The organism is Citrobacter freundii complex sp. CFNIH2 (assembly GCF_002880615.1).
In the GTDB taxonomy this organism is placed as follows: domain Bacteria; phylum Pseudomonadota; class Gammaproteobacteria; order Enterobacterales; family Enterobacteriaceae; genus Citrobacter_A; species Citrobacter_A amalonaticus_F.
Genome location: NZ_CP025757.1, coordinates 5,120,368 through 5,141,608, shown reverse-complemented (window position 1 = coordinate 5,141,608; position 21,241 = coordinate 5,120,368). Strand labels below are relative to the sequence as shown.

At 52.8% G+C, this 21,241-nt stretch carries 15 protein-coding genes; 4 read left to right on the top strand and 11 right to left on the bottom strand.

Going from position 1 to position 21,241, the window contains the following annotated elements:
• Position 1: 1 nt before the first annotated feature.
• Positions 2–1,456, bottom strand: coding sequence for an FAD-binding oxidoreductase (locus WM46_RS25170; protein ID WP_102603682.1), 1,455 nt, complete (start codon positions 1,454–1,456; stop codon positions 2–4).
• 62 nt (positions 1,457–1,518) lie between these two features.
• Positions 1,519–2,304 carry an SDR family oxidoreductase gene (locus WM46_RS25165; RefSeq protein WP_102603681.1) on the bottom strand — a complete coding sequence of 262 codons (786 nt, stop codon included), beginning with the start codon at positions 2,302–2,304 and terminating at the stop codon, positions 1,519–1,521.
• Between the two features lie 318 nt (positions 2,305–2,622).
• On the opposite strand from WM46_RS25165, the gene WM46_RS25160 reads away from it, so the two are divergent.
• Entirely contained in the window at positions 2,623–3,921 is a 1,299-nt protein-coding gene (locus WM46_RS25160; protein ID WP_102603680.1) for an MFS transporter, read from the top strand.
• A gap of 26 nt (positions 3,922–3,947) precedes the next feature.
• Positions 3,948–5,426, top strand: coding sequence for an FGGY-family carbohydrate kinase (locus WM46_RS25155; RefSeq protein WP_102603679.1), 1,479 nt, complete (start codon positions 3,948–3,950; stop codon positions 5,424–5,426).
• 36 nt (positions 5,427–5,462) lie between these two features.
• Here WM46_RS25155 and queE read toward each other — a convergent pair whose 3' ends face one another.
• The 3 genes from queE to WM46_RS25140 form a co-directional block, all read right to left on the bottom strand.
• Positions 5,463–6,134, bottom strand: coding sequence for a 7-carboxy-7-deazaguanine synthase QueE (gene queE / locus WM46_RS25150; RefSeq protein WP_042999521.1), 672 nt, complete (start codon positions 6,132–6,134; stop codon positions 5,463–5,465).
• Between the two features lie 71 nt (positions 6,135–6,205).
• On the bottom strand, positions 6,206–6,895 hold the full coding sequence (locus tag WM46_RS25145; protein ID WP_061075133.1) for an N-acetylmannosamine-6-phosphate 2-epimerase: 690 nt from the start codon (positions 6,893–6,895) through the stop codon (positions 6,206–6,208).
• A complete protein-coding gene (locus tag WM46_RS25140; protein WP_061077922.1) occupies positions 6,895–8,451 on the bottom strand; it encodes a maltose/glucose-specific PTS transporter subunit IIC in 1,557 nt (518 codons plus the stop codon). Before WM46_RS25140 ends, WM46_RS25145 begins: the two co-directional genes overlap by 1 nt.
• Before the next feature lie 165 nt (positions 8,452–8,616).
• On the opposite strand from WM46_RS25140, the gene WM46_RS25135 reads away from it, so the two are divergent.
• The gene (locus WM46_RS25135; protein ID WP_102603678.1) at positions 8,617–9,441 is read left to right on the top strand and encodes a MurR/RpiR family transcriptional regulator; all 825 of its coding nucleotides are present in this window, start codon (positions 8,617–8,619) and stop codon (positions 9,439–9,441) included.
• Between the two features lie 58 nt (positions 9,442–9,499).
• Here WM46_RS25135 and eno read toward each other — a convergent pair whose 3' ends face one another.
• The 5 genes from eno to rlmD all read right to left on the bottom strand — a co-directional run bounded on the left by eno (position 9,500) and on the right by rlmD (position 17,183).
• A complete protein-coding gene (eno, locus tag WM46_RS25130) occupies positions 9,500–10,795 on the bottom strand; it encodes a phosphopyruvate hydratase (protein ID WP_042322547.1) in 1,296 nt (431 codons plus the stop codon).
• A gap of 89 nt (positions 10,796–10,884) precedes the next feature.
• On the bottom strand, positions 10,885–12,522 hold the full coding sequence (gene pyrG / locus WM46_RS25125; protein WP_042999517.1) for a glutamine hydrolyzing CTP synthase: 1,638 nt from the start codon (positions 12,520–12,522) through the stop codon (positions 10,885–10,887).
• Positions 12,523–12,746: 224 nt separating this feature from the next.
• Complete coding sequence (gene mazG / locus WM46_RS25120; RefSeq protein ID WP_102603677.1) at positions 12,747–13,538, bottom strand: nucleoside triphosphate pyrophosphohydrolase; 792 nt, start codon at positions 13,536–13,538, stop codon at positions 12,747–12,749.
• A gap of 60 nt (positions 13,539–13,598) precedes the next feature.
• Positions 13,599–15,833 (bottom strand): GTP diphosphokinase, encoded by a 2,235-nt coding sequence (gene relA, locus WM46_RS25115; RefSeq protein WP_061075136.1) that lies wholly within the window; start codon positions 15,831–15,833, stop codon positions 13,599–13,601.
• 51 nt (positions 15,834–15,884) lie between these two features.
• Positions 15,885–17,183 (bottom strand): 23S rRNA (uracil(1939)-C(5))-methyltransferase RlmD, encoded by a 1,299-nt coding sequence (gene rlmD, locus WM46_RS25110; RefSeq protein WP_061075137.1) that lies wholly within the window; start codon positions 17,181–17,183, stop codon positions 15,885–15,887.
• A gap of 57 nt (positions 17,184–17,240) precedes the next feature.
• Between rlmD and barA the strand changes: the two genes are divergently transcribed.
• A complete protein-coding gene (barA, locus tag WM46_RS25105; RefSeq protein ID WP_102603676.1) occupies positions 17,241–19,997 on the top strand; it encodes a two-component sensor histidine kinase BarA in 2,757 nt (918 codons plus the stop codon).
• A 37-nt stretch (positions 19,998–20,034) separates the two neighbouring features.
• Here the strand turns inward: barA and WM46_RS25100 are convergent, their stop codons facing one another.
• Positions 20,035–21,177, bottom strand: a complete 1,143-nt coding sequence (locus WM46_RS25100) for a glycerate kinase (protein WP_102603675.1) — start codon at positions 21,175–21,177, stop codon at positions 20,035–20,037.
• Positions 21,178–21,241 lie beyond the last annotated feature (64 nt).

Here is a 21,241-nt window from a genome sequence, read left to right as displayed (position 1 = left end):
TTTATTTCTCAATCGGGTAGATCGTTCCCGCGTTCATAATGCCATTTGGATCAAACTGGCGTTTGAGACCTTCCAGCAGCGTCCATGCGCTTCCATGCTCCAGCTTGCTCCAGTGAACACGGTGCTTGCCAATACCGTGGTGATGCACCATTGACCCACCGAGACGGATCGTCTCCTCGCAGATGATCTTGTTAAGGGGATTATGGTACTTATCAATCTCCTCTTCTGGCTTGCAGTCCACTACGTTGTAGTCATAAACAAAGTACATATTGGTACCGTTGATATAACTGTGGGAAGAGTGACCACCCAGCATGGTGATGTCATCCGCATGCGGGAACTCATCGCGGATACGATTAATCACATTTTCGTAGATTTGATGGATGCAGCTCCAACTGCCGGAAACCTCAGTCGTAAAGCCCATATTGCCCGTTTTTAAGATCTGTACACGTTCAGCCGCCACTTTTTCCGGGCCCCAGTTGAGATGATTAAACCAGTGCTCAATCAGCTTACTGTCCACGCGAGCACACTGCGGATAACGCGCTACAATCTCCGCTATACCTTCACCCGTTGCCTTCGCCATCCGAGGATTCCCCTCAGCCATAAAGATCAGCACGCATTTGCCGTCGGCAAAATGGGTAAAATGTTGAGTACCATCCTCTGCATCGTACAGACGCGCAATGGAGGGACGATAACCTTCGACCATCACTTCACGCAGGATGTTAAAACCGGTTTTCATGTCATCCAGAATGTAACCGTAGTAAAGGTTGTTCTCTGGCGTGAACTTAAATATTTTCACCGTAACTTCAGTGATATAGCACAACGCACCTTCATTACCGATGATAATGTGGCGGATATCCGGCCCAGCCGCCCGTCGCGGTACGTTCTTAATACGGGTTACCGTACCATCCGCAAGCACCGCTTCCAGACCGACGACCATATCCTCAATGGCGCCATACAGCGTAGAGAACTGCCCGATACTCCGGGTCGCAACCAGCCCCCCCATCTGCGCCAACGGTTTAGACTGTGGAGAATGCCCGGTGGTATAACCCTTTTCACGCAGCGCGTTTTCCAGAATCTCAAGCGGAACGCCGCACTGTGCCGTCGCCTGCATGTTCTCAATGTCGATACTCAAGATTTGGTTCATGCCAGCGCCGTCCAGCACCACGGAATTTTTAACAACGGTTTCCAGCCCTCCTTCCGTTGCCGAGGCACCAGTGCGCGGTACTCCATTGATTTTATGTTGATTCATAAACGCCAGAACGCGGGAAACGTGTACCGTTGACTCCAGTTTCACCACGGCAGCAGGAATGGGTAGCGTGTAAACGCCGTGAATATCTGCATATTTACGAAAACGGTCAATACTGTTTTTCTTTAACACGGTTTCATCGGTGATTACGCGTTCGGACCCGACAATTTCTTTTAACTGGTCAACAATCGCTTCTCGAGATAAAGACATAGTCATACCTTCCTGATAATTAACTTGGAATAATTAATAAAAACAGAAACCACCTGACAAAATTAGCGAACTAAATAACCGCCATCGACAACCAGTAAATGACCGTTTACATAATTTGAAGCCTGACTGGCAAGAAAAATCGCTGCCCCCATTAGGTCCTGAGTATCACCCCAACGATTGGCGGGGATATGATCCAGTACACGCTGATTTGTTTCAGAATTACTACGTGTGGTTAGCGTAATATCTGTTGCATAATATCCCGGCGCAATACCGTTAACCTGAATATTATATTGCCCCAGTTCATCGCAATACGCTTTAGTGAACCCTGCAAGAGCATGCTTGGTTGCCGCATAAGCCGGGGACCACTGACCACCAAGCCAGGAGAACAAAGAACAAATGTTAATAATTTTACCGCTATTTTGTGGAATCATAATTTTCGCGGCTTCGTAACTCAGCTCAAACGCCGCCGTCAGGTTAACATCAATCATTGGATCCCAGTCGGCCCGACCGAAGTCCAGAACCTTATTCAACTTACATATTCCCGCGTTATTCACCAGAATATCAACGGTACCAAAACGTTCACAGCAGGCGGCGATAATCTTCTGTGGCGCACCTTTTTCGGTAATATCGACCTGCATAAACGCCACTTCAACACCTTGTTTTTCAATTATTTCCTTCGTTTCACCATTATCCTTTACAAAGCTTGGTATAAACAGGTTCGCCCCGGCTTTTGCCAGTGCCATCGCAAAAGCCTGACCCAAACCGCTGTTCCCCCCCGTCACGATTGCCGTTTTCCCTTTCAGGGAGAAAAAATCCATTGAGAATGCGTTGAGAGATTCGATCGACATAGTTAGCTCCAAATTTCTTAAGGCAAAAAAAAAGAAAGGTAACTTCCCCCGTGAGAGGGAAGTTACCTTTCTCATTATCTCTGGTAACTGGGATGAATTTTTAGCACAGTGGCAAAATCCCTAACGTGATCGAACTCACAGATGCCTCTTTCAATTTATCACTATCGTTAAAAACAAGAACCGTGATTATTCTCACACTACACATCGCGCTTCCATGTTATTTCTAAATGCAATTACTAGAGACCTGAGAAAAGTAATCCACCTGAAAGGGCGGTTTATTTTTCTCTTTTTTTTGTCTACATAAAATGAGAATTCGATATGCAACACAACTCATATCGCCGTTGGATAACGCTCGCTATTATTAGTTTTAGTGGCGGCGTCAGTTTTGACCTGGCTTATTTACGCTATATATATCAAATCCCCATGGCAAAATTCATGGGATTTAGCAATACCGAGATTGGATTAATAATGAGTACATTTGGTATTGCAGCTATTATTCTATATGCCCCCAGTGGCGTCATTGCTGATAAATTCTCTCATCGAAAAATGATTACCTCTGCAATGATTATTACCGGATTACTCGGCCTGTTGATGATGACTTACCCACCACTGTGGGTCATGCTCTTTATCCAAGTCGCATTTGCCGTCACCACGATTCTAATGTTGTGGTCAGTATCCATTAAAGCCGCGTCATTGCTGGGAGATCACAGTGAACAAGGGAAAATTATGGGCTGGATGGAAGGGCTGCGAGGAGTTGGTGTCATGTCTCTGGCAGTCTTTACGATGTGGGTCTTCTCTCGTTTCGCACCGGATGACAGCAACAGCCTGAAAGCCGTAATTCTGATTTACAGCGTGGTTTATATCCTGTTGGGTATTCTGTGCTGGTTCTTTGTCAGCGACAGTCCCCAACACATTGACAGCGCGAAAGAAGAAAAACAGGCATTCCAGTTCAGCGATATTCTGACCGTACTGCGGATCAGTACCACCTGGTACTGCAGTATGGTCATTTTTGGCGTCTTTACGATCTATGCCATCCTCAGTTATTCCACTAACTATCTGACTGAAATGTATGGCATGTCACTGGTAGCCGCGAGCTATATGGGAATCGTCATTAACAAAATTTTCCGCGCTATCTGCGGCCCTTTGGGCGGCATTATCACCACTTACAGCAAAATTAAGTCCCCAACGCGCGTAATTCAGTTGCTCTCAATTGTTGGAGCCATCGCGCTAATCGCGCTGCTGGTGACCAATTCTAATCCGCAATCTGTCGTGATGGGGATCGGCCTTATTCTACTGCTGGGCTTCACCTGTTATGCCTCACGCGGGCTTTACTGGGCCTGTCCAGGCGAAGCCAGAACACCGCCTTACATCATGGGAACCACTGTCGGTATCTGCTCGGTGATTGGTTTTCTACCCGACGTCTTTGTCTATCCGATCGTGGGTCACTGGCAGGATACCCTTCCGGCAGCAGAAGCCTATCGCAATATGTGGTTGATGGGTCTGGCAGCGCTGTGCATGGTCATTCTCTTTACTTTTTTACTGTTTCGTAAAATTCGAACCATCCATGACGCACCAGAAAAGATGACATCACTGACCGCAGAAACGTCCGGTGAGTGAAAACGGAAAACGAAAGGAGAACGACAATGTCAAAGAAATACATCATTGGAATTGATGGGGGAAGTCAGAGTACCAAAGTCGTGATGTACGATCTTGAAGGTAATGTGGTTTGTGAAGGAAAGGGGCTCCTGCAACCCATGTTCACCCCTGATGCCGATACGGCAGAACATCCGGACGACGATGTGTGGGCATCATTGTGTTTTGCAGGCAAGGACTTGATGAGCCAGTACGCGGGAGATCCAAAAGATATCGTCGGAATTGGCCTCGGGTCCATTCGCTGCTGCCGTGCGCTGCTAAAAGCGGATGGCACACCCGCTGCGCCATTAATTAGCTGGCAGGATGCTCGCGTCACTCGTCCCTACGAGCACACAAATCCTGATGTGGCCTACGTCACCTCATTTTCAGGCTATCTGACGCATCGCTTAACCGGTGAATTTAAAGACAATATCGCCAACTATTTTGGTCAGTGGCCGGTGGATTACAAAACCTGGTCATGGAGCGATGACCCCGAAGTCGTGAGAAAATTTAATATCCCGCGCAAAATGCTGTTTGAGGTCCAGATGCCAGGCACTGTACTCGGGTATCTGACCGATGCTGCCGCAAAGGCAACAAGCTTCCCGACCGGATTGCCGGTCATTTGCACCACCAGTGATAAACCGGTAGAGGCTCTGGGGGCAGGATTACTGGATGACGAAACGGCGGTGATCTCATTAGGGACCTACATCGCTCTGATGATGAATGGCAAAGCGCTACCTAAAGATCCGGTCGCTTACTGGCCGATTATGTCTTCGATTCCGGAAACACTGCTCTATGAAGGTTATGGCATTCGCAAAGGGATGTGGACGGTCAGCTGGCTGCGGGATATGTTAGGTGAATCATTACTGCAGGATGCGAAAGCGCAGGATCTGTCGCCAGAGGACTTGCTGAATAAGAAAGCCGCCAGCGTCCCGCCCGGCTGCAATGGCCTGATGACCGTGCTGGACTGGCTGACCAATCCCTGGGAACCGTACAAGCGTGGGATCATGATTGGCTTTGATTCCAGCATGGACTACGCCTGGATTTACCGTTCTATTCTGGAGAGCGTTGCGCTGACGCTTAAAAACAATTACGACAGTATGTGTCATGAGATGAATCATTTCGCTAAGCAGGTGATCATCACCGGCGGCGGCTCAAACAGCGATCTGTTCATGCAAATCTTTGCCGACGTATTCAACCTTCCGGCCCGTCGAAACGTCATTAACGGTTGTGCGAGTCTGGGGGCCGCTATCAACACGGCGGTAGGGCTTGGTCTTTATCCGTCCTATCAGAAAGCGGTTGAAAGTATGGTGCGGGTGAAAGATGTGTTTATCCCGGTTCCTGAACATGCGGCACGCTATGAAGCCATGAACAAAGGGATCTTCCGGGAATTAACGAAACATACCGACCCGATTCTGAAAAAATCGTATGAAGTGTTCCACGGTGATTTAAGTAAGGTGGACGCAATACAAAGCTGGTCAAACGCTTAATGCCAAAAAAAGCCGGATACATAATCCGGCTTTTTATCAGGCAATATTCAGATATTTATGCGTCTGCATCGACAGGCGCCAGTTGCGCGCGATACAGGTATCAATGCACAGGCGGGTAGCATCTTCTTTCTGACTGATGGGTTGCAGCGCAATCACCCGCGGTTTGTCGTCGCTCAGCGTGGCGAGCAGTTCGTCCAGCGCTTCGATATCACGTACGCGCCCGACCGGGTGTTTGATCTCATTTGCACGTTCCAGCGCCTGTGACAGAACATCATAACCCCCGCGCATGTTCACCTTCGGAGAAACGGTCACCCAGGTATTAGGTGTGCAGCGCACTTCGTGCGTACCGCTGGTCTCTATCTGGCAGCTAAAGCCGTTCTTTTCCAGCAGATCGGTAAGCGGCATCAGGTCATGGATGCACGGTTCGCCGCCGGTAATCACCACATGACGCGCGGTGTACCCCTGCCGGCCAATCACCGCCAGCAGATCTTCACTGCTTGCCGCGCCCCATTTATCGCTCTCTTTGGTTTTCGCCAGGATGCTGTACAGGGAGACTTCCCGATCCTCAAGCTTATCCCAGGTGTGTTTGGTATCGCACCAGGCACAGCCAACCGGGCATCCCTGTAAACGAATAAAAATGGCGGGGACGCCGGTAAAGTAACCCTCACCTTGCAGGGTCTGGAACATCTCGTTAATCGGGTACTGCATAGCGCTCTCAATATGGGGATAAACGATAATTATCGCAGATCCCCACCAAAGTATCATGCCCCATCGGTGCTTTACGAGGCGATCGCCGCGATAAAGCGTGCCGTGATCTGCTGCGGACGCGTGATTGCCCCGCCAACCACCACGGTATGAGCGCCTAATGCCAGGCAATGTGCGGCGCGTTCCGGGGTATCGACGTTCCCTTCCGCCACGACCGGAACGCTGACCGCAGCCAACACCTCACGTAAGAATCCACAGTCATTTTCCACCAGCACATGCCCGGCGGTTTCTGCGGTATAGCCGTAGAGCGTGGTGCCCACACAGTCAAAACCCAGACGCTCGGCTGTCACCGCCTCGTCTACGGTTGCTATATCCGCCATCAGTAGTACGGACGGGTAGCGAGCGCGGATCTGCGTGACCAGTTCTTCCAGCGTCTGCCCGCCGGGGCGCGGGCGCGCAGTGGCATCCAGGGCAATAATTTCCGGCTCAACGGTCATCAGCTCATCCACTTCCCGGAGAGTGGCCGTGATAAACACCTCACTGCCAGGGTAATCGCGTTTGATAATCCCGATCACCGGCAGGGAGACCATCTCTTTGATCGCACGAACGTCCACCACGCTGTTCGCACGGATACCTGCCGCACCGCCTTGTGCTGCCGCCAGCGCCATACGTGACATAATAAACGGACTGTGTAGAGGCTCATTTTCCAGCGCCTGACAGGAGACGATTAATTTACCTTTCAGGGAATCCAGTACAATTTTCATTACGATAAAATCTCTTCAACTTCGTTTTTAATGATGGTGACATGCGGGCCATAAATCACCTGAACGCCGTTGCCGCGAATAATCACGCCACGCGCTCCGGTCGCTTTCAGCGCCGCTTCATCTACCTTGCTGCTCTCTTTCACCGTCACGCGCAGGCGCGTGGCGCAACAGTCCACCTCTTCCAGATTCTCTTTGCCTCCCAGCCCTGCGATGACTGCCGCTGCGCGTTCACTTTGCGGCAGGCCGGATTCAACCGGGGCAGTGTTCTCACGACCCGGCGTCAGCCAGCCAAAGCGGGTGATCAAATAGCGGAAGGTGAAGTAGTAAAGGAAGAACCACGGTATTCCCACCATGGGGACGTACATCCAGTTGGTTTTAGCTTCTCCCTGTAACACGCCGAAGAGGAGGAAATCGATAAGCCCGCCCGAAAAGGTTTGCCCAATCGTGATATGTAAAATATGGGCGATCATAAACGCCAGACCATCGAAGAAGGCGTGAATGACGTATAACACGGGCGCGACAAACAGGAAGGAAAACTCAATGGGCTCAGTGATTCCCGTCAGGAAAGAGGTCAGGGCTGCCGACAAAAGCAGTCCGGCGACAACCTTTCTATTCTCCGGCTTTGCGGTGTGGTACATCGCCAGACATGCGCCAAGCAGGCCAAACATCATGGTGATAAAGCGCCCGGACATAAAGCGCGCGGTACCCGCATAGAACTGCTGCGTATTCGGATCGGCAAGTTGGGCAAAGAAAATCCGCTGCGTACCTTCAACCAACTGGCCGTTGACGATTTCGCTACCGCCCAGCGCCGTCGTCCAGAACGGCAAATAAAAGATATGGTGTAAACCCAGTGGACCAAGCATACGCAGGATGAAGCCGTACAACAGCGTCCCCAGATAGCCCGTCGCATCCACCAGACCGCCCAGTCCAAAAATGAGTTTCTGGAAATGCGGCCACACCACCGTCATAACCGCACCCACGACTATCGCGGCAAGGGAGCTGATAATCGGTACAAAACGCGAACCGCTAAAAAAACCGAGAAACTGAGGCAGTGAGACTTTATTGAAACGGCTATGCAACGCGCAGGTGACAAGACCCATCACCACCCCACCAAACACGCCCGTTTCCAGCGTCTGAATACCCAGCGTCATCCCCTGGCCAACTGCACCGGGGTTCTCGTGCGCCAGCGTTCCATTGAGCGTTAATAAGGCGTTGATGGTGGCGTTCATCACCAGAAATGCCAGCAATGCCGCAAGCCCGGCAGTGCCTTTATCCGTTTTCGCCAGCCCCACGGCGACACCGACCGCAAAGAGTACCGACAGATTGGCAAACACAATGGAACCTGCGCTGGTCATGATCGTGAAGATTGCCTGCAACCAGTCGACATCTAAAAACGGATAAGCCGTCAATGTGTTTGGATTTGACAACGCGCCGCCAATCCCTAACAACAGTCCTGCTGCGGGCAATACCGCAATCGGCAGCATGAAGGATTTGCCGAACCGCTGCGCTTTTTCAAACCATCCCCCCGATGAGGCGCCGCTAAACATTTGCATCATTTTTTCATCTCCTCGATTATTGATGAAAATTTTTACCACATTTATTTTTATAAATGAAAATTATCATCAAAATCCAGGAAGCCGATCATACTTTTTTAAAATGTCTGGCATCTCTCCCCTGCTTTCCGCCACACTATCAACAGATAAACGCATTAAGGATTTTGCATGTCAGAAAATGAAAACCTGCTGCTGAGATTGCGCCAGAGCGTTGATGGATATAGCCGAACACAACAGAAGCTAGGAGAGTTTGTACTTAGCGATCCGGCAAAAGTTGTCTACCTGACGATTACCGAACTGGCGCGAGAAAGCGGCACCAGCGAGGCTAGCGTCACACGACTGTGTCGGACGCTGGGGTGTAAGGGCTATAACGAATTCAAAATGGCGCTGGCACTCGATCTCCGACAAGGACAGTCTGTAGAGCACAGCGGTGATGAGATTGACAATGTGGTCAATGAATCCGTGCAAGCGCTGCAGGACACCGCAAAATTACTCGACAGGACCCTACTGGAAGCAGCCGCGCTTGCACTGCATCAGGCTCAGTCAGTGCAGATTTATGGCGTAGCGGCCAGTGCCATTCTGGGGGAATATTTACATTACAAACTCCTGCGTCTGGGGAAACCCGCACAGTTGTTCAGCGACATGCATCGTGCTGCCATGAACGCCACAACGCTGAGTAAAAACACGCTCGTGGTGGCGATTTCCAGTTCAGGATCCACGCGCGATCTGCTGCATGTCGTAAAACTGGCGCGTAAGCAAGGTGTGCGCGTACTGGCGCTGAGTAATACACCGCGCAGCCCGTTAGCGTCACTGAGTGATATTCAACTGGTCGCGGCCAAACCAGAAGGTCCCTTGAGTGCCGGCGCGCTAAACGCCAAGGTGGGAGTGATGCTGTTGATAGAACTACTCACTACATCGCTGATTGCGTTGGATGAAAAGTACGGCGATGTGAGCCAGCAAACGGCCAGCGCGACCCTACCGCTACTGCTTTAAAGACATAAAAAAAACCCGCCGAAGCGGGTTTCTTAGAGTATAAAGCGACAGTAATAAATTACTGACCTTTGATCTCTTTACGACCGTTGTACGGTGCTTTTTCACCCAGCGCTTCTTCGATACGAATCAGCTGGTTGTATTTAGCAACGCGGTCAGAACGGCTCATAGAACCGGTTTTGATCTGACCTGCAGCGGTACCCACAGCCAGGTCAGCGATGGTAGCGTCTTCAGTTTCACCGGAACGGTGAGAGATCACAGCCGTGTAGCCAGCGTCTTTCGCCATCTTGATTGCAGCCAGCGTTTCGGTCAGAGAACCGATCTGGTTGAATTTGATCAGGATGGAGTTAACGATGCCTTTTTCGATACCTTCTTTCAGGATCTTGGTGTTGGTTACGAACAGATCGTCACCAACCAGCTGGATTTTGTCGCCCAGTACTTTGGTCTGGTATGCAAAACCGTCCCAGTCAGACTCGTCCAGACCGTCTTCGATAGAAACGATCGGGTACTGTTTGGTCAGGTCTTCCAGGAAGTGAGTGAATTCTTCTGAAGTGAACGCTTTGTTGCCTTCGCCAGCCAGAACGTATTTACCGTCTTTGTAGAATTCAGATGCTGCACAGTCCATCGCCAGAGTGATGTCTTTGCCCAGCTCGTAGCCAGCAGCTTTAACCGCTTCAGCAATGACAGCCAGCGCTTCAGCGTTGGAGCCCAGGTTCGGCGCATAGCCACCTTCGTCACCCACAGCGGTGTTCATGCCTTTCGCTTTCAGCACTTTAGCCAGGTTGTGGAACACTTCAGAACCCATACGTACGGCTTCTTTCAGGGTTTTCGCGCCAACCGGCTGAATCATGAATTCCTGGATGTCGACGTTGTTGTCAGCGTGCTCACCACCGTTGATGATGTTCATCATCGGAACCGGCATGGAGTATTTGCCCGGAGTACCGTTCAGCTCAGCGATGTGCTCGTACAGCGGCATGCCTTTAGCAGCAGCCGCCGCTTTGGCGTTAGCCAGAGACACCGCCAGGATGGCGTTCGCACCGAAGTTGGATTTGTTTTCAGTACCGTCCAGATCGATCATGATCTTGTCGATGCCAGCCTGATCTTTGGCATCTTTGCCAAGGATAGCCTGAGCGATCGGGCCATTAACCGCGCCAACAGCTTTCAGTACGCCTTTACCCATGAAGCGGGATTTGTCGCCATCGCGCAGTTCCAGCGCTTCGCGGGAGCCCGTAGAAGCACCTGACGGAGCTGCTGCCATACCGACGAAACCACCTTCCAGGTGTACTTCGGCTTCAACAGTCGGGTTACCACGGGAGTCGATGATTTCACGACCGATGACTTTAACGATTTTGGACATTAGGTTTTCCTCAGTACAAGTTAAACTAAAACTCCAGACAAACAACGCGTACCTTTGGTACGCGTTGCCGTTCTAACTTTTTTTACTTCTTACTTCGCCTGACGCTTCTGATGCTCGCTGGCGGCTTTCACAAAGCCAGCAAACAGCGGATGTCCATCACGTGGCGTGGAAGTAAATTCCGGATGGAACTGACAGGCCACGAACCACGGATGATTCGGTACCTCAATGATCTCGACCAACTGATCATCACCGGAACGGCCTGCAACGCGCAGACCCGCAGCTTCAATCTGTTTCAACAGCATATTGTTGACTTCGTAACGATGGCGATGACGCTCAACAATAGTCGGCGTGCCGTACAACTGACGGACCAGACTATCGTCGCCAAGCTGACACTGCTGCGCGCCAAGACGCATGGTGCCACCCAGATCGCTCTTCTCGGTACGGACTTCAACGTTACCGTCTTCGTCACGCCATTCGGTAATCAGCGCCACAACCGGGTACTTACAGTCTGGCACAAATTCCGTCGAGTTGGCGTTGTCCATACCGGCGACATTACGCGCAAACTCAATCAACGCGACCTGCATACCCAGGCAAATGCCCAGATAAGGAATATTGTTTTCACGCGCATAGCGTGCAGTCGCGATCTTCCCTTCTACACCACGGTAGCCGAAGCCGCCAGGGATCAGGATAGCGTCCAAATCTTTCAGGATTTCGACACCGCGCGTTTCAACATCCTGCGAATCAATCAGCTTAATGTTGACGGTCACGCGATTTTTCAGACCGCCATGTTTCAGCGCTTCAATCACGGATTTATAGGCATCCGGCAGTTCAATGTACTTGCCGACCATCCCAATCGTGACTTCGCCTGCCGGGTTCGCTTCTTCGTAAATAACCTGTTCCCATTCGGCCAGGTTAGCTTCCGGACACTCTAAGCTGAATCGTTTACAAATATAATCGTCCAGGCCCTGCGATTTCAACATGCCTGGAATTTTATAGATGGAATCGACATCTTTCAGAGAAATCACCGCTTTTTCCGGAACGTTACAGAACAATGCAATTTTCGCACGTTCGTTAGCCGGGACAGCGCGGTCAGAGCGGCAAATCAGGATATCAGGCTGAATACCGATAGAGAGCAGCTCTTTTACAGAGTGCTGTGTCGGTTTTGTTTTCACTTCACCTGCCGCCGCCATGTACGGAACCAGCGTCAGATGCATAAACAGGGTGTGTTCACGGCCAATTTCAACGGCCATCTGGCGAATCGCTTCAAGGAACGGCAGAGATTCGATATCACCGACGGTGCCGCCGATTTCAACCAGAACAACGTCATGGCCTTCGCCGCCTTCCAGCACGCGTTCTTTGATGGCATTGGTGATGTGCGGGATAACCTGTACGGTCGCGCCCAGATAGTCGCCACGGCGCTCTTTACGCAGAACGTCAGAGTAGATACGACCCGTGGTGAAGTTGTTGCGGCGGCTCATTTTAGTGCGAATGAAACGCTCGTAGTGACCCAGGTCCAGGTCGGTTTCAGCGCCGTCTTCAGTAACGAACACTTCCCCGTGTTGGATTGGGCTCATGGTGCCAGGATCGACGTTAATATACGGATCCAGTTTCATGATGGTCACGTTGAGGCCACGGGCTTCAAGAATGGCTGCGAGGGAGGCTGCGGCAATGCCTTTACCCAGAGAGGATACGACCCCGCCGGTCACAAAAATATAGTTCGTTGTCATGCTGAACCTGAGAAGTTAGGGTGAAACGATGGAATAACCAGGACGGGAAAGTAGTATACCCGAACATGACGTACGCCACAAACTTTCATTATCCCTCCTCTTCGTCAGCTCACATTTAACATCGGGAGTGAGAAAATAGCCCCTTTGGGGTAAATGTTTTTGACGCAAATCAAGCGCTTGTTATTTAAAAAATCACACAAAACGCCCTTGACCGCTCAATTTCCTTAGAGATCAATTTCCTGCCGTTTTACCTGCTGCCAGACTTCTTCCATCGTTTCCAGGTCAACACCAGTCATTTCCAGGCCCCGCGCCGCCACAATCCGTTCGACCTCACGAAAACGCCGCTCGAACTTTTCGTTGGCTTTTTGCAGCGCGGTCTCCGCTTTGGTGCCTAAATGACGGGCCATATTGACGGTGGCAAACAGCAAATCGCCCATTTCTTCTTCCAGTTTAGCCTGGTCGACAACGACCTGCCGGGCCTCATGCATGACCTCGTCGATCTCTTCGTACACCTTATCGACCACCGGCCCCAGCGTCGTCCAGTCAAAACCGACATTCGAACAGCGCTTCTGGATTTTCTGCGCCCGCATCAGCGCGGGTAAACTACGCGGAATATCATCGAGGGCAGAATGCTGCGCTTTTTCCGCCCGTTCGCCTGTTTTGATTTGTTCCCAGCGGGCCAGCACTTCACTGCTGTTGCGGGCGGAATCATCGGCAAAAACATGCGGATGGCGGCGCTCAAGTTTGTCACTGATAGCGGCACAAATATCATTGAAATCAAAGCGCCCTTCTTCCTGGGCTATCTGCGCGTAAAACACCACCTGGAACAGCAGATCGCCCAGTTCGCCGCGCAGGTCGTCAAAATCCTCACGGGAAATCGCGTCGAGCACTTCGTAGGTTTCTTCAAGGGTGTAAGGGGCGAGCGTGGCGAAAGTTTGTTCGTTATCCCACGGACAGCCGGTTTCCGGGTCGCGCAGGCGTTGCATGATGCCAAGCAGGCGGTCAATTTGAGTCATTGGAACATCCTGAAAACACAGGCCCGATGAGCGAAACGCCACCGGGCCTGGAAAGTAAAATTAATTGCCGTGCAAACGACGCGCGTCAATCACATCGGGTACCTGATTCAACTTGCTGAGCACGCGTCCCAGCACCTGCAGGTTGTAGATTTCAATCGTCATATCGATAGTAGCAAGCTGCTGTTTGGTATCGCTACGACTGGCAACGCCGAGCACATTGACCTTCTCGTTTGCCAGAATCGTCGTGATATCACGCAGTAAGCCGCTGCGATCGTTGGCCTGTACGCGCACCACCAGCGAATATCCCGCCGAATAGCTTTCACCCCAGACGGCCTCCACAAGGCGTTCCGGCGCATGCGCACGCAGTTCGACCAGTTGCTCACAGTCCGCCCGATGGACGGAAATCCCGCGGCCCTGGGTAATGAATCCAACAATCTCATCGCCCGGAATCGGCTGGCAGCAGCGGGCAATGTGATGCATCAGATTACCTACGCCTTCCACAACGACACGACCATCGTCTTTACGCCGGTTCTGCGGAGCATGCGTTTTCTGCTGAAGCTGTTTCAGCGCGGCGGCATCTTCTTCGGCGGCGCTCGGTTTGTTGAACTGCGATTGCAGGAAGTTCACCATCTGATTCAGACGGATATCGCCCCCGCCAATCGCCGCCAGCAGTTCCTCCAGCTCGTTGAAGTTGTAGCGCGGCAGCAGATGCTTTTCTGCCTCTTTCAGGCTGATCCCTAAATGCGACAGCTCGTCGTCCAGAATCTGCCGTCCTGCAAGGATGTTCTTGTCCCGATCCTGTTTGCGGAACCAGGCGTGGATTTTCGAGCGCCCACGGCTGGTCGTCACATAGCCCAGGTTCGGATTCAGCCAGTCACGGCTCGGGTTCGGCTGTTTCTGGGTGATGATTTCGATCTGATCGCCCATCTGCAACTGATAGGTAAACGGCACGATGCGCCCACCGATTTTCGCCCCAATACAACGGTGCCCCACATCACTGTGAATGTGATACGCAAAGTCGAGCGGCGTGGAGCCAGCGGGCAGATCCACGACATCGCCTTTCGGCGTAAAGACGTAGACCCGATCGTCAAACACCTGACTGCGCACTTCGTCGAGCATTTCGCCAGAGTCCGCCATCTCTTCCTGCCAGGCGATCAGCTTACGCAGCCAGGCAATGCGGTCCTCATGGCCGGAACGCGCTCCGCCTGCGGCTGCGCCTTCTTTGTACTTCCAGTGCGCGGCGACGCCCAGCTCGGCATCCTCGTGCATCTGCTTGGTGCGAATCTGGATCTCAACCGTTTTGCCGCCCGGCCCCAACACCACGGTGTGAATCGACTGATAGCCATTCGGTTTCGGGTTGGCGACATAGTCGTCAAACTCATCCGGCAGATGGCGATAGTGCGTGTGCACAATCCCCAGCGCGGCGTAACAATCCTGCAATCGCTCGGCGACGATACGCACGGCGCGGACGTCAAACAGCTCATCAAATGCCAGATGCTTTTTCTGCATTTTTCGCCAGATGCTGTAGATGTGTTTCGGGCGCCCGTACACTTCCGCCTTTACGCCTTCCGTTTTCATCTCTGAGCGCAGATGCCCCACGAACTCTTCTATGTAATGCTCACGATCGATACGGCGTTCGTGCAGCAGTTTGGCAATGCGTTTGTACTCGGCAGGATGCAGATAGCGGAAGCAATAATCTTCCAGCTCCCACTTCAACTGCCCGATGCCTAATCGGTTCGCCAGCGGCGCGTAGATATTGGTGCACTCTTTCGCCGCCAGCACGCGCTCATCTTCCGGCGCATCTTTCACCTCGCGCAGATGGGCGATTCGTTCGGCAAGTTTAATGACCACGCAGCGGAAATCGTCGACCATCGCCAGCAGCATGCGCCGCACGTTGTCGACCTGCTCGGAGGAGACGGAATCGGTATGGGTCGCTTTCAGTTGGCGAATGGCCGCCATGTCACGCACGCCATGAATCAGATTGACGATAGACTTACCTACGCTTTCCTGCAGGGTATCTTCGCTAACGACATTGGCATCTGCCAGAGGGAACAGCAGCGCAGCCCGCAGCGTGTCGATATCCATACTCAGCGTTGAGAGGATTTCCACCATCTCCACGCCACGCCACAGCAGCAGTTCCGCATCTGGATGCCCCTGTGTCTGTTGCAGGCAATACGCCCAGGTTTCGGCTAAGCGTTCACATGACTGCTGGCTGGTGATCCCAAGACTTTCGATCCACTTTTTCGGGTCAAATTCCCCAGCTTTGTTTAGATGTGCACTTCTTACCGCAACCATTGTCCTCTCCTTAAGGGACGTGACCTGTCGAAGTCGACAAGTCGTGATTCATTATGAATGCTCAAACAATACCATCGATTCCAGGTGTCCCGTGTGGGGGAACATGTCGAGCATCGCCAGCCGCTGTATCTGGTATCCTGCGCGTAATAACGCCTCACTATCACGCGCCAGCGTGGCAGGATTACAGGATACATAAACAATACGGCCAGGCTGCAATTTTATAATATGTTGCATCACGCCCGCAGCCCCTGCGCGCGCAGGGTCGAGCAAGATTTTATCAAAACCGTTTTTGGCCCACGGCTGTCGGGTAACATCCTCTTCAAGATTTTCATGAAAGAATGTCACATTGTGTAACCCATTTTGTTGTGCATTTTCGCGCCCTTTTTCCACCAGCGCAGGTACGCCTTCCACCCCGACGACGCTTGCCGCCCGGGTTGCCAGCGGGAGTGTAAAATTGCCCATCCCGCAGAAGAGATCCAGCACGCGATCGCCAGGCTGTACGTCCAGCCATTCCAGCGCGCTGGTCACCATTTTCTGGTTCACCCCTGCATTGACCTGAATAAAATCACGCGGACTAAAGTTTAAGCGTAGCCCGTTTGATTCATACCAGGGCGTCTGACCAGAAACCGTTTCCAGTATCTCGCTTTGCGGTGCCAGATACAGAGACAGTCCCTTTGAATGCGAAAAGCGTTCCAGTTTTTCGTTATCCGCGCCACTTAACGGCGCGGTATGGCGCAGAATCATCAGCGTGCCGCTGCCTGCCTGCACCAGTTCAACGTGTCCCAGATGGCGAATTCCCTGCAGGCTGCCGAGGCATGCCCTGAGATCGGGCAGCAATGCTTCAAGTTGGGGCGCCAGAATGGGGCACTGTCTGACATCAACGATGTCGCTGGACGCTGACTTGCGAAACCCCATCTGGAACTGCTGGGTCTTCGGCTGGTAGTTGAGACTTAACCGAGCGCGGCGGCGATAGCCCCACGGCGCATCGGCGATCACCTCAGTGACATTGTTGTTCATCAGGCGTGACAGCGCGGCGCTTTTACTGCGCTGCTGCAGTTCGATGCTGGCGTGCTGTTGCTGACAGCCGCCGCAAATGCCAAAGTGCGGACAGCGCGGCGTGACGCGATCCGGGCTATCATTCAAACGGCGCTTAACCTGGGCTTTCGCGTACTGTTTTTTATCTTCGGTGATCGCCACGTCCGCACTTTCCTGCGGCAACAATCCGGGGATAAACAACGTCTTTCCGTTGTGTCGCGCAACGCCCTGACCAAAAGAATCGAGGTCATTGACGGTAACGGTTATGATCTGGCGCGTCGTCACGCGCCGTTTTGCAGAGTAGAATTGCGCCATCGACGAGAATATTCTCAATTTAACAGTGTGACCCTAATTGTCCCATAACGGAACTCCATGACCAACTACAGCCTGCGCGCTCGCATGATGATTCTGATCCTGGCCCCGACCGTACTTATCGGTTTACTGCTCAGTATCTTTTTCGTTGTGCATCGCTACCACGACTTGCAGCGTCAACTGGAAGATGCCGGTGCCAGTATCATCGAGCCTCTCGCGGTCTCTACCGAATACGGTATGAACCTGCAAAACCGCGAGTCCATCGGCCAGCTCATCAGCGTTTTGCATCGCCGCCACTCAGAGATTGTGCGGGCGATTTCGGTCTACGACGAGAATAATCACCTCTTCGTCACCTCGAATTTCAATCTCAACCCGTCGGAAATGCAGCTGCCTCCGGGCTCACCGTTTCCACGCCGACTGAGCGTTGAGCGTCATGGCGATATTTTAATCCTGCGCACGCCGATCATTTCCGAAAGCTATTCGCTTGATGAATCCCCGGCTACTGACGCGAAAAACGCGGGTAATATGTTGGGATATGTGGCGCTTGAGCTCGATCTCAAGTCGGTCCGCTTACAACAGTATAAAGAAATCTTCATTTCTTCCGTCATGATGCTGTTTTGTATTGGCATTGCGCTGATCTTTGGCTGGCGTCTGATGCGCGATGTGACAGGGCCGATTCGTAACATGGTCAATACGGTTGACCGCATCCGCCGGGGGCAACTCGACAGCCGCGTTGAGGGCTTTATGCTCGGCGAGCTGGATGTGTTGAAAAACGGCATTAACTCGATGGCCATGTCGCTCGCTGCCTATCACGAAGAGATGCAGCACAATATCGATCAGGCGACCTCCGATTTGCGTGAAACGCTCGAGCAGATGGAGATCCAGAACGTCGAGCTGGACCTGGCGAAAAAACGTGCGCAGGAAGCCGCGCGCATCAAGTCTGAGTTTTTGGCCAACATGTCCCATGAGCTGCGCACCCCGCTGAACGGCGTGATCGGCTTTACGCGCCTGACGCTGAAAACCGAGCTGAATACCACCCAGCGCGACCACCTGAATACCATCGAGCGTTCGGCAAATAACCTGCTGGCAATCATCAACGACGTTCTCGATTTCTCTAAGCTGGAAGCGGGTAAACTTATTCTCGAAAGCATTCCCTTTGCACTTCGCAATACGCTTGATGAAGTGGTGACGCTGCTGGCGCATTCGTCGCACGACAAGGGGCTGGAGCTGACGCTCAATATTAAGAATGACGTACCGGATAACGTGATTGGCGACCCGCTGCGTTTGCAGCAGGTCATCACCAATCTGGTCGGCAACGCGATTAAATTCACCGAGAGCGGCAACATCGACATTCTGGTGGAAAAGCGCTCGCTGAGTAACACCAAAGTGCAGATCGAAGTGCAGATCCGCGATACCGGCATCGGCATCCCCGAACGCGACCAGTCGCGCCTGTTTCAGGCTTTCCGTCAGGCCGATGCCAGTATTTCCCGTCGTCACGGCGGCACCGGGCTGGGGCTGGTGATCACACAGAAACTGGTTAACGAGATGGGCGGCGATATCTCCTTCCACAGCCAGCCAAATCGCGGCTCAACCTTCTGGTTCCATATCAATCTCGATCTGAATCCGAATGTGATTAAGGATGGCCCGGCCACCACGTGTCTGGCGGGTAAACGTATTGCCTACATCGAGCCAAATGCCGCTGCCGCACAGTGTACGCTGGACATTCTCAGCGAAACGCCGCTGGAGGTGGTTTATAGCCCAACGTTTTCCGCACTGGCCGTTGAGCACTACGACTTTATGCTGCTTGGCGTTGCCGTCACCTTCAAAGAGCCGCTGACAATGCAGCACGAACGGCTGATTCAGGCGACCCAAATGGCCGAATTCCTGATGCTGGCGCTGCCGTGCCACGCTCAGGTGAACGCCGAGAAACTCAAACAGGACGGCGTGGCCAGCTGTCTGCTAAAACCCCTGACCTCCACGCGTCTGCTGCCAGCACTGGTGGATTTGTGTCGTCAGAACCCCCACGAAAACGCGCTGGTCTCAGACGAGAGCAAAATTGCTATGACGGTTATGGCGGTTGATGATAATCCAGCCAACCTGAAGCTGATCGGCGCACTGCTGGACGATCTGGTTCAACACGTTGAACTTTGCGATAGCGGCCAACAGGCGGTCGATCGCGCGAAGCAGATGCAGTTTGATCTGATCCTGATGGATATTCAGATGCCGGACATGGATGGCATTCGGGCCTGCGAACTGATCCACCAGCTTCCGCATCAACAGCAAACCCCGGTGATCGCCGTCACCGCGCACGCGATGGCTGGCCAGAAAGAGAAATTGCTGAGTGCCGGAATGAATGATTATCTGGCAAAACCGATCGAAGAAGAAAAGCTGTTTAACCTGCTGCAACGCTACAAACCCGGCGCAAGCGCCCCGACGCGCCAGCTTAGCGCTGAACCGATCGAACCGGTTTTCAACCCGAATGCCACGCTGGACTGGCAACTGGCGCTGCGTCAGGCCGCCGGAAAACCCGATCTGGCACGCGATATGCTGCAAATGCTGATCGATTTCCTGCCGGAAGTGCGTAATAAAATCGAAGAGCAACTGGTGGGGGAAAATCCGCAAGGCTTAATCGATTTGATTCATAAGCTGCATGGCAGTTGCGGTTATAGCGGCGTACCGCGCATGAAGAGTTTGTGTCAGTTACTGGAAAGCCAGCTACGCGAAGGGACGCCAGAAGAAGATCTGGAGCCCGAGTTTCTGGAACTGCTGGACGAGATGGATAACGTGGCGCGTGAAGCGCGAAAATGGCTGTTATAGGCCGGACTGGCATCGCGCCTTCCGGCCTGCCGATCGCTCAGCGTAGCGTCTGCCCCATTTTGAGCGTCGCCGCGACGTTGCGCGCGGTCATGCGCACGTTCGCTGCGGCGTTCTTCAACGCATCGTCCAGCGTACAGATGGTATAAATCACGCTAAAGACGGCATCCAGTCCATGTTCATGGACAATGCCAACATCGGCCGTCAGGCTACCGGCAATGCCGATCACCGGTTTGTGGTAGCGCTTTGCCACCTTCGCCACCCCTACCGGGACTTTACCGTGGATCGTCTGGCTATCCATGCGCCCTTCGCCGGTCACCACCAGATCGGCATCGGCAACGCACGCATCCAGCTGTAGCGCATCGGTGACTATCTCAATGCCGCGTCGCAGTTGCGCACCGCAAAACGCGTACAGCGCTGCGCCCATACCGCCTGCCGCACCGCCGCCAGCCAGTTCAAGGACATCCACCTCCAGATCGCGGGCGATAATCTGCGCATAATGCACCAGCGCCGTATCCAGACGGTCGATCGTCTCTGCCGTCGCCCCTTTCTGTGGGCCAAACACCGCTGACGCCCCCTCTTTACCGGTCAATGGGTTAGTCACATCACACGCGACTTCGATACGGCATGCGGCAAGACGCGGATCCAACTGGCTGATATCGATCCGTGCAAGCGCATCGAGCGCCGCTCCGCCTTTACCAATTTCATTCTGCCGGGCATCGAGCAATTTTGCCCCCAACGCCTGCACCATGCCCGCACCGCCGTCGTTGGTCGCACTGCCGCCGAGCCCGATAATAATATGATCTACGCCAGCATCCAGCGCATGACGAATCAACTCCCCGGTTCCCCAGGAGGTTGTCTTTAATGGATCGCGTAACGCGACAGGCACCTGCTCCAGGCCGCTGGCTGCCGCCATCTCAATGAAGGCCGTGCGCTCGTCACCAGATAAGCCGAAAAACGCGGTGACGGGTTCCCCCAGAGGACCCGTGACGTCGACATCAACAATGCGCCCCGCCGTCGCCGCCACCATGGCTTCAACCGTTCCTTCACCGCCATCAGCAACCGGAAGCTTTACGTAATCCGCATCGGGCCAGATTTCACGAAAACCTTGCTCAATGGCGTTCGCCACCTCGAGAGCACTCAAACTTTCCTTATACGAGTCCGGTGCGATCACTATTTTCATAAGCCATCCTTACGCATGTTGACTCAGCTAAGCATACACCCGGTTTACCGATAAAAAATAACCG

Bases quoted from the DNA above. Each gene is read 5' to 3' on its own strand.
- WM46_RS25135 (WP_102603678.1), top strand. From the start codon at position 8,617: ATGTCAGAAAATGAAAACCTGCTGCTGAGATTGCGCCAGAGCGTTGAT.
- eno (WP_042322547.1), bottom strand. From the start codon at position 10,795: ATGTCCAAAATCGTTAAAGTCATCGGTCGTGAAATCATCGACTCCCGT.
- barA (WP_102603676.1), top strand. From the start codon at position 17,241: ATGACCAACTACAGCCTGCGCGCTCGCATGATGATTCTGATCCTGGCC.
- rlmD (WP_061075137.1), bottom strand. From the start codon at position 17,183: ATGGCGCAATTCTACTCTGCAAAACGGCGCGTGACGACGCGCCAGATC.
- pyrG (WP_042999517.1), bottom strand. From the start codon at position 12,522: ATGACAACGAACTATATTTTTGTGACCGGCGGGGTCGTATCCTCTCTG.
- relA (WP_061075136.1), bottom strand. From the start codon at position 15,833: ATGGTTGCGGTAAGAAGTGCACATCTAAACAAAGCTGGGGAATTTGAC.
- WM46_RS25160 (WP_102603680.1), top strand. From the start codon at position 2,623: ATGCAACACAACTCATATCGCCGTTGGATAACGCTCGCTATTATTAGT.
- WM46_RS25165 (WP_102603681.1), bottom strand. From the start codon at position 2,304: ATGTCGATCGAATCTCTCAACGCATTCTCAATGGATTTTTTCTCCCTG.
- WM46_RS25145 (WP_061075133.1), bottom strand. From the start codon at position 6,895: ATGAAAATTGTACTGGATTCCCTGAAAGGTAAATTAATCGTCTCCTGT.
- WM46_RS25140 (WP_061077922.1), bottom strand. From the start codon at position 8,451: ATGATGCAAATGTTTAGCGGCGCCTCATCGGGGGGATGGTTTGAAAAA.
- WM46_RS25170 (WP_102603682.1), bottom strand. From the start codon at position 1,456: ATGTCTTTATCTCGAGAAGCGATTGTTGACCAGTTAAAAGAAATTGTC.
- mazG (WP_102603677.1), bottom strand. From the start codon at position 13,538: ATGACTCAAATTGACCGCCTGCTTGGCATCATGCAACGCCTGCGCGAC.
- queE (WP_042999521.1), bottom strand. From the start codon at position 6,134: ATGCAGTACCCGATTAACGAGATGTTCCAGACCCTGCAAGGTGAGGGT.
- WM46_RS25100 (WP_102603675.1), bottom strand. From the start codon at position 21,177: ATGAAAATAGTGATCGCACCGGACTCGTATAAGGAAAGTTTGAGTGCT.
- WM46_RS25155 (WP_102603679.1), top strand. From the start codon at position 3,948: ATGTCAAAGAAATACATCATTGGAATTGATGGGGGAAGTCAGAGTACC.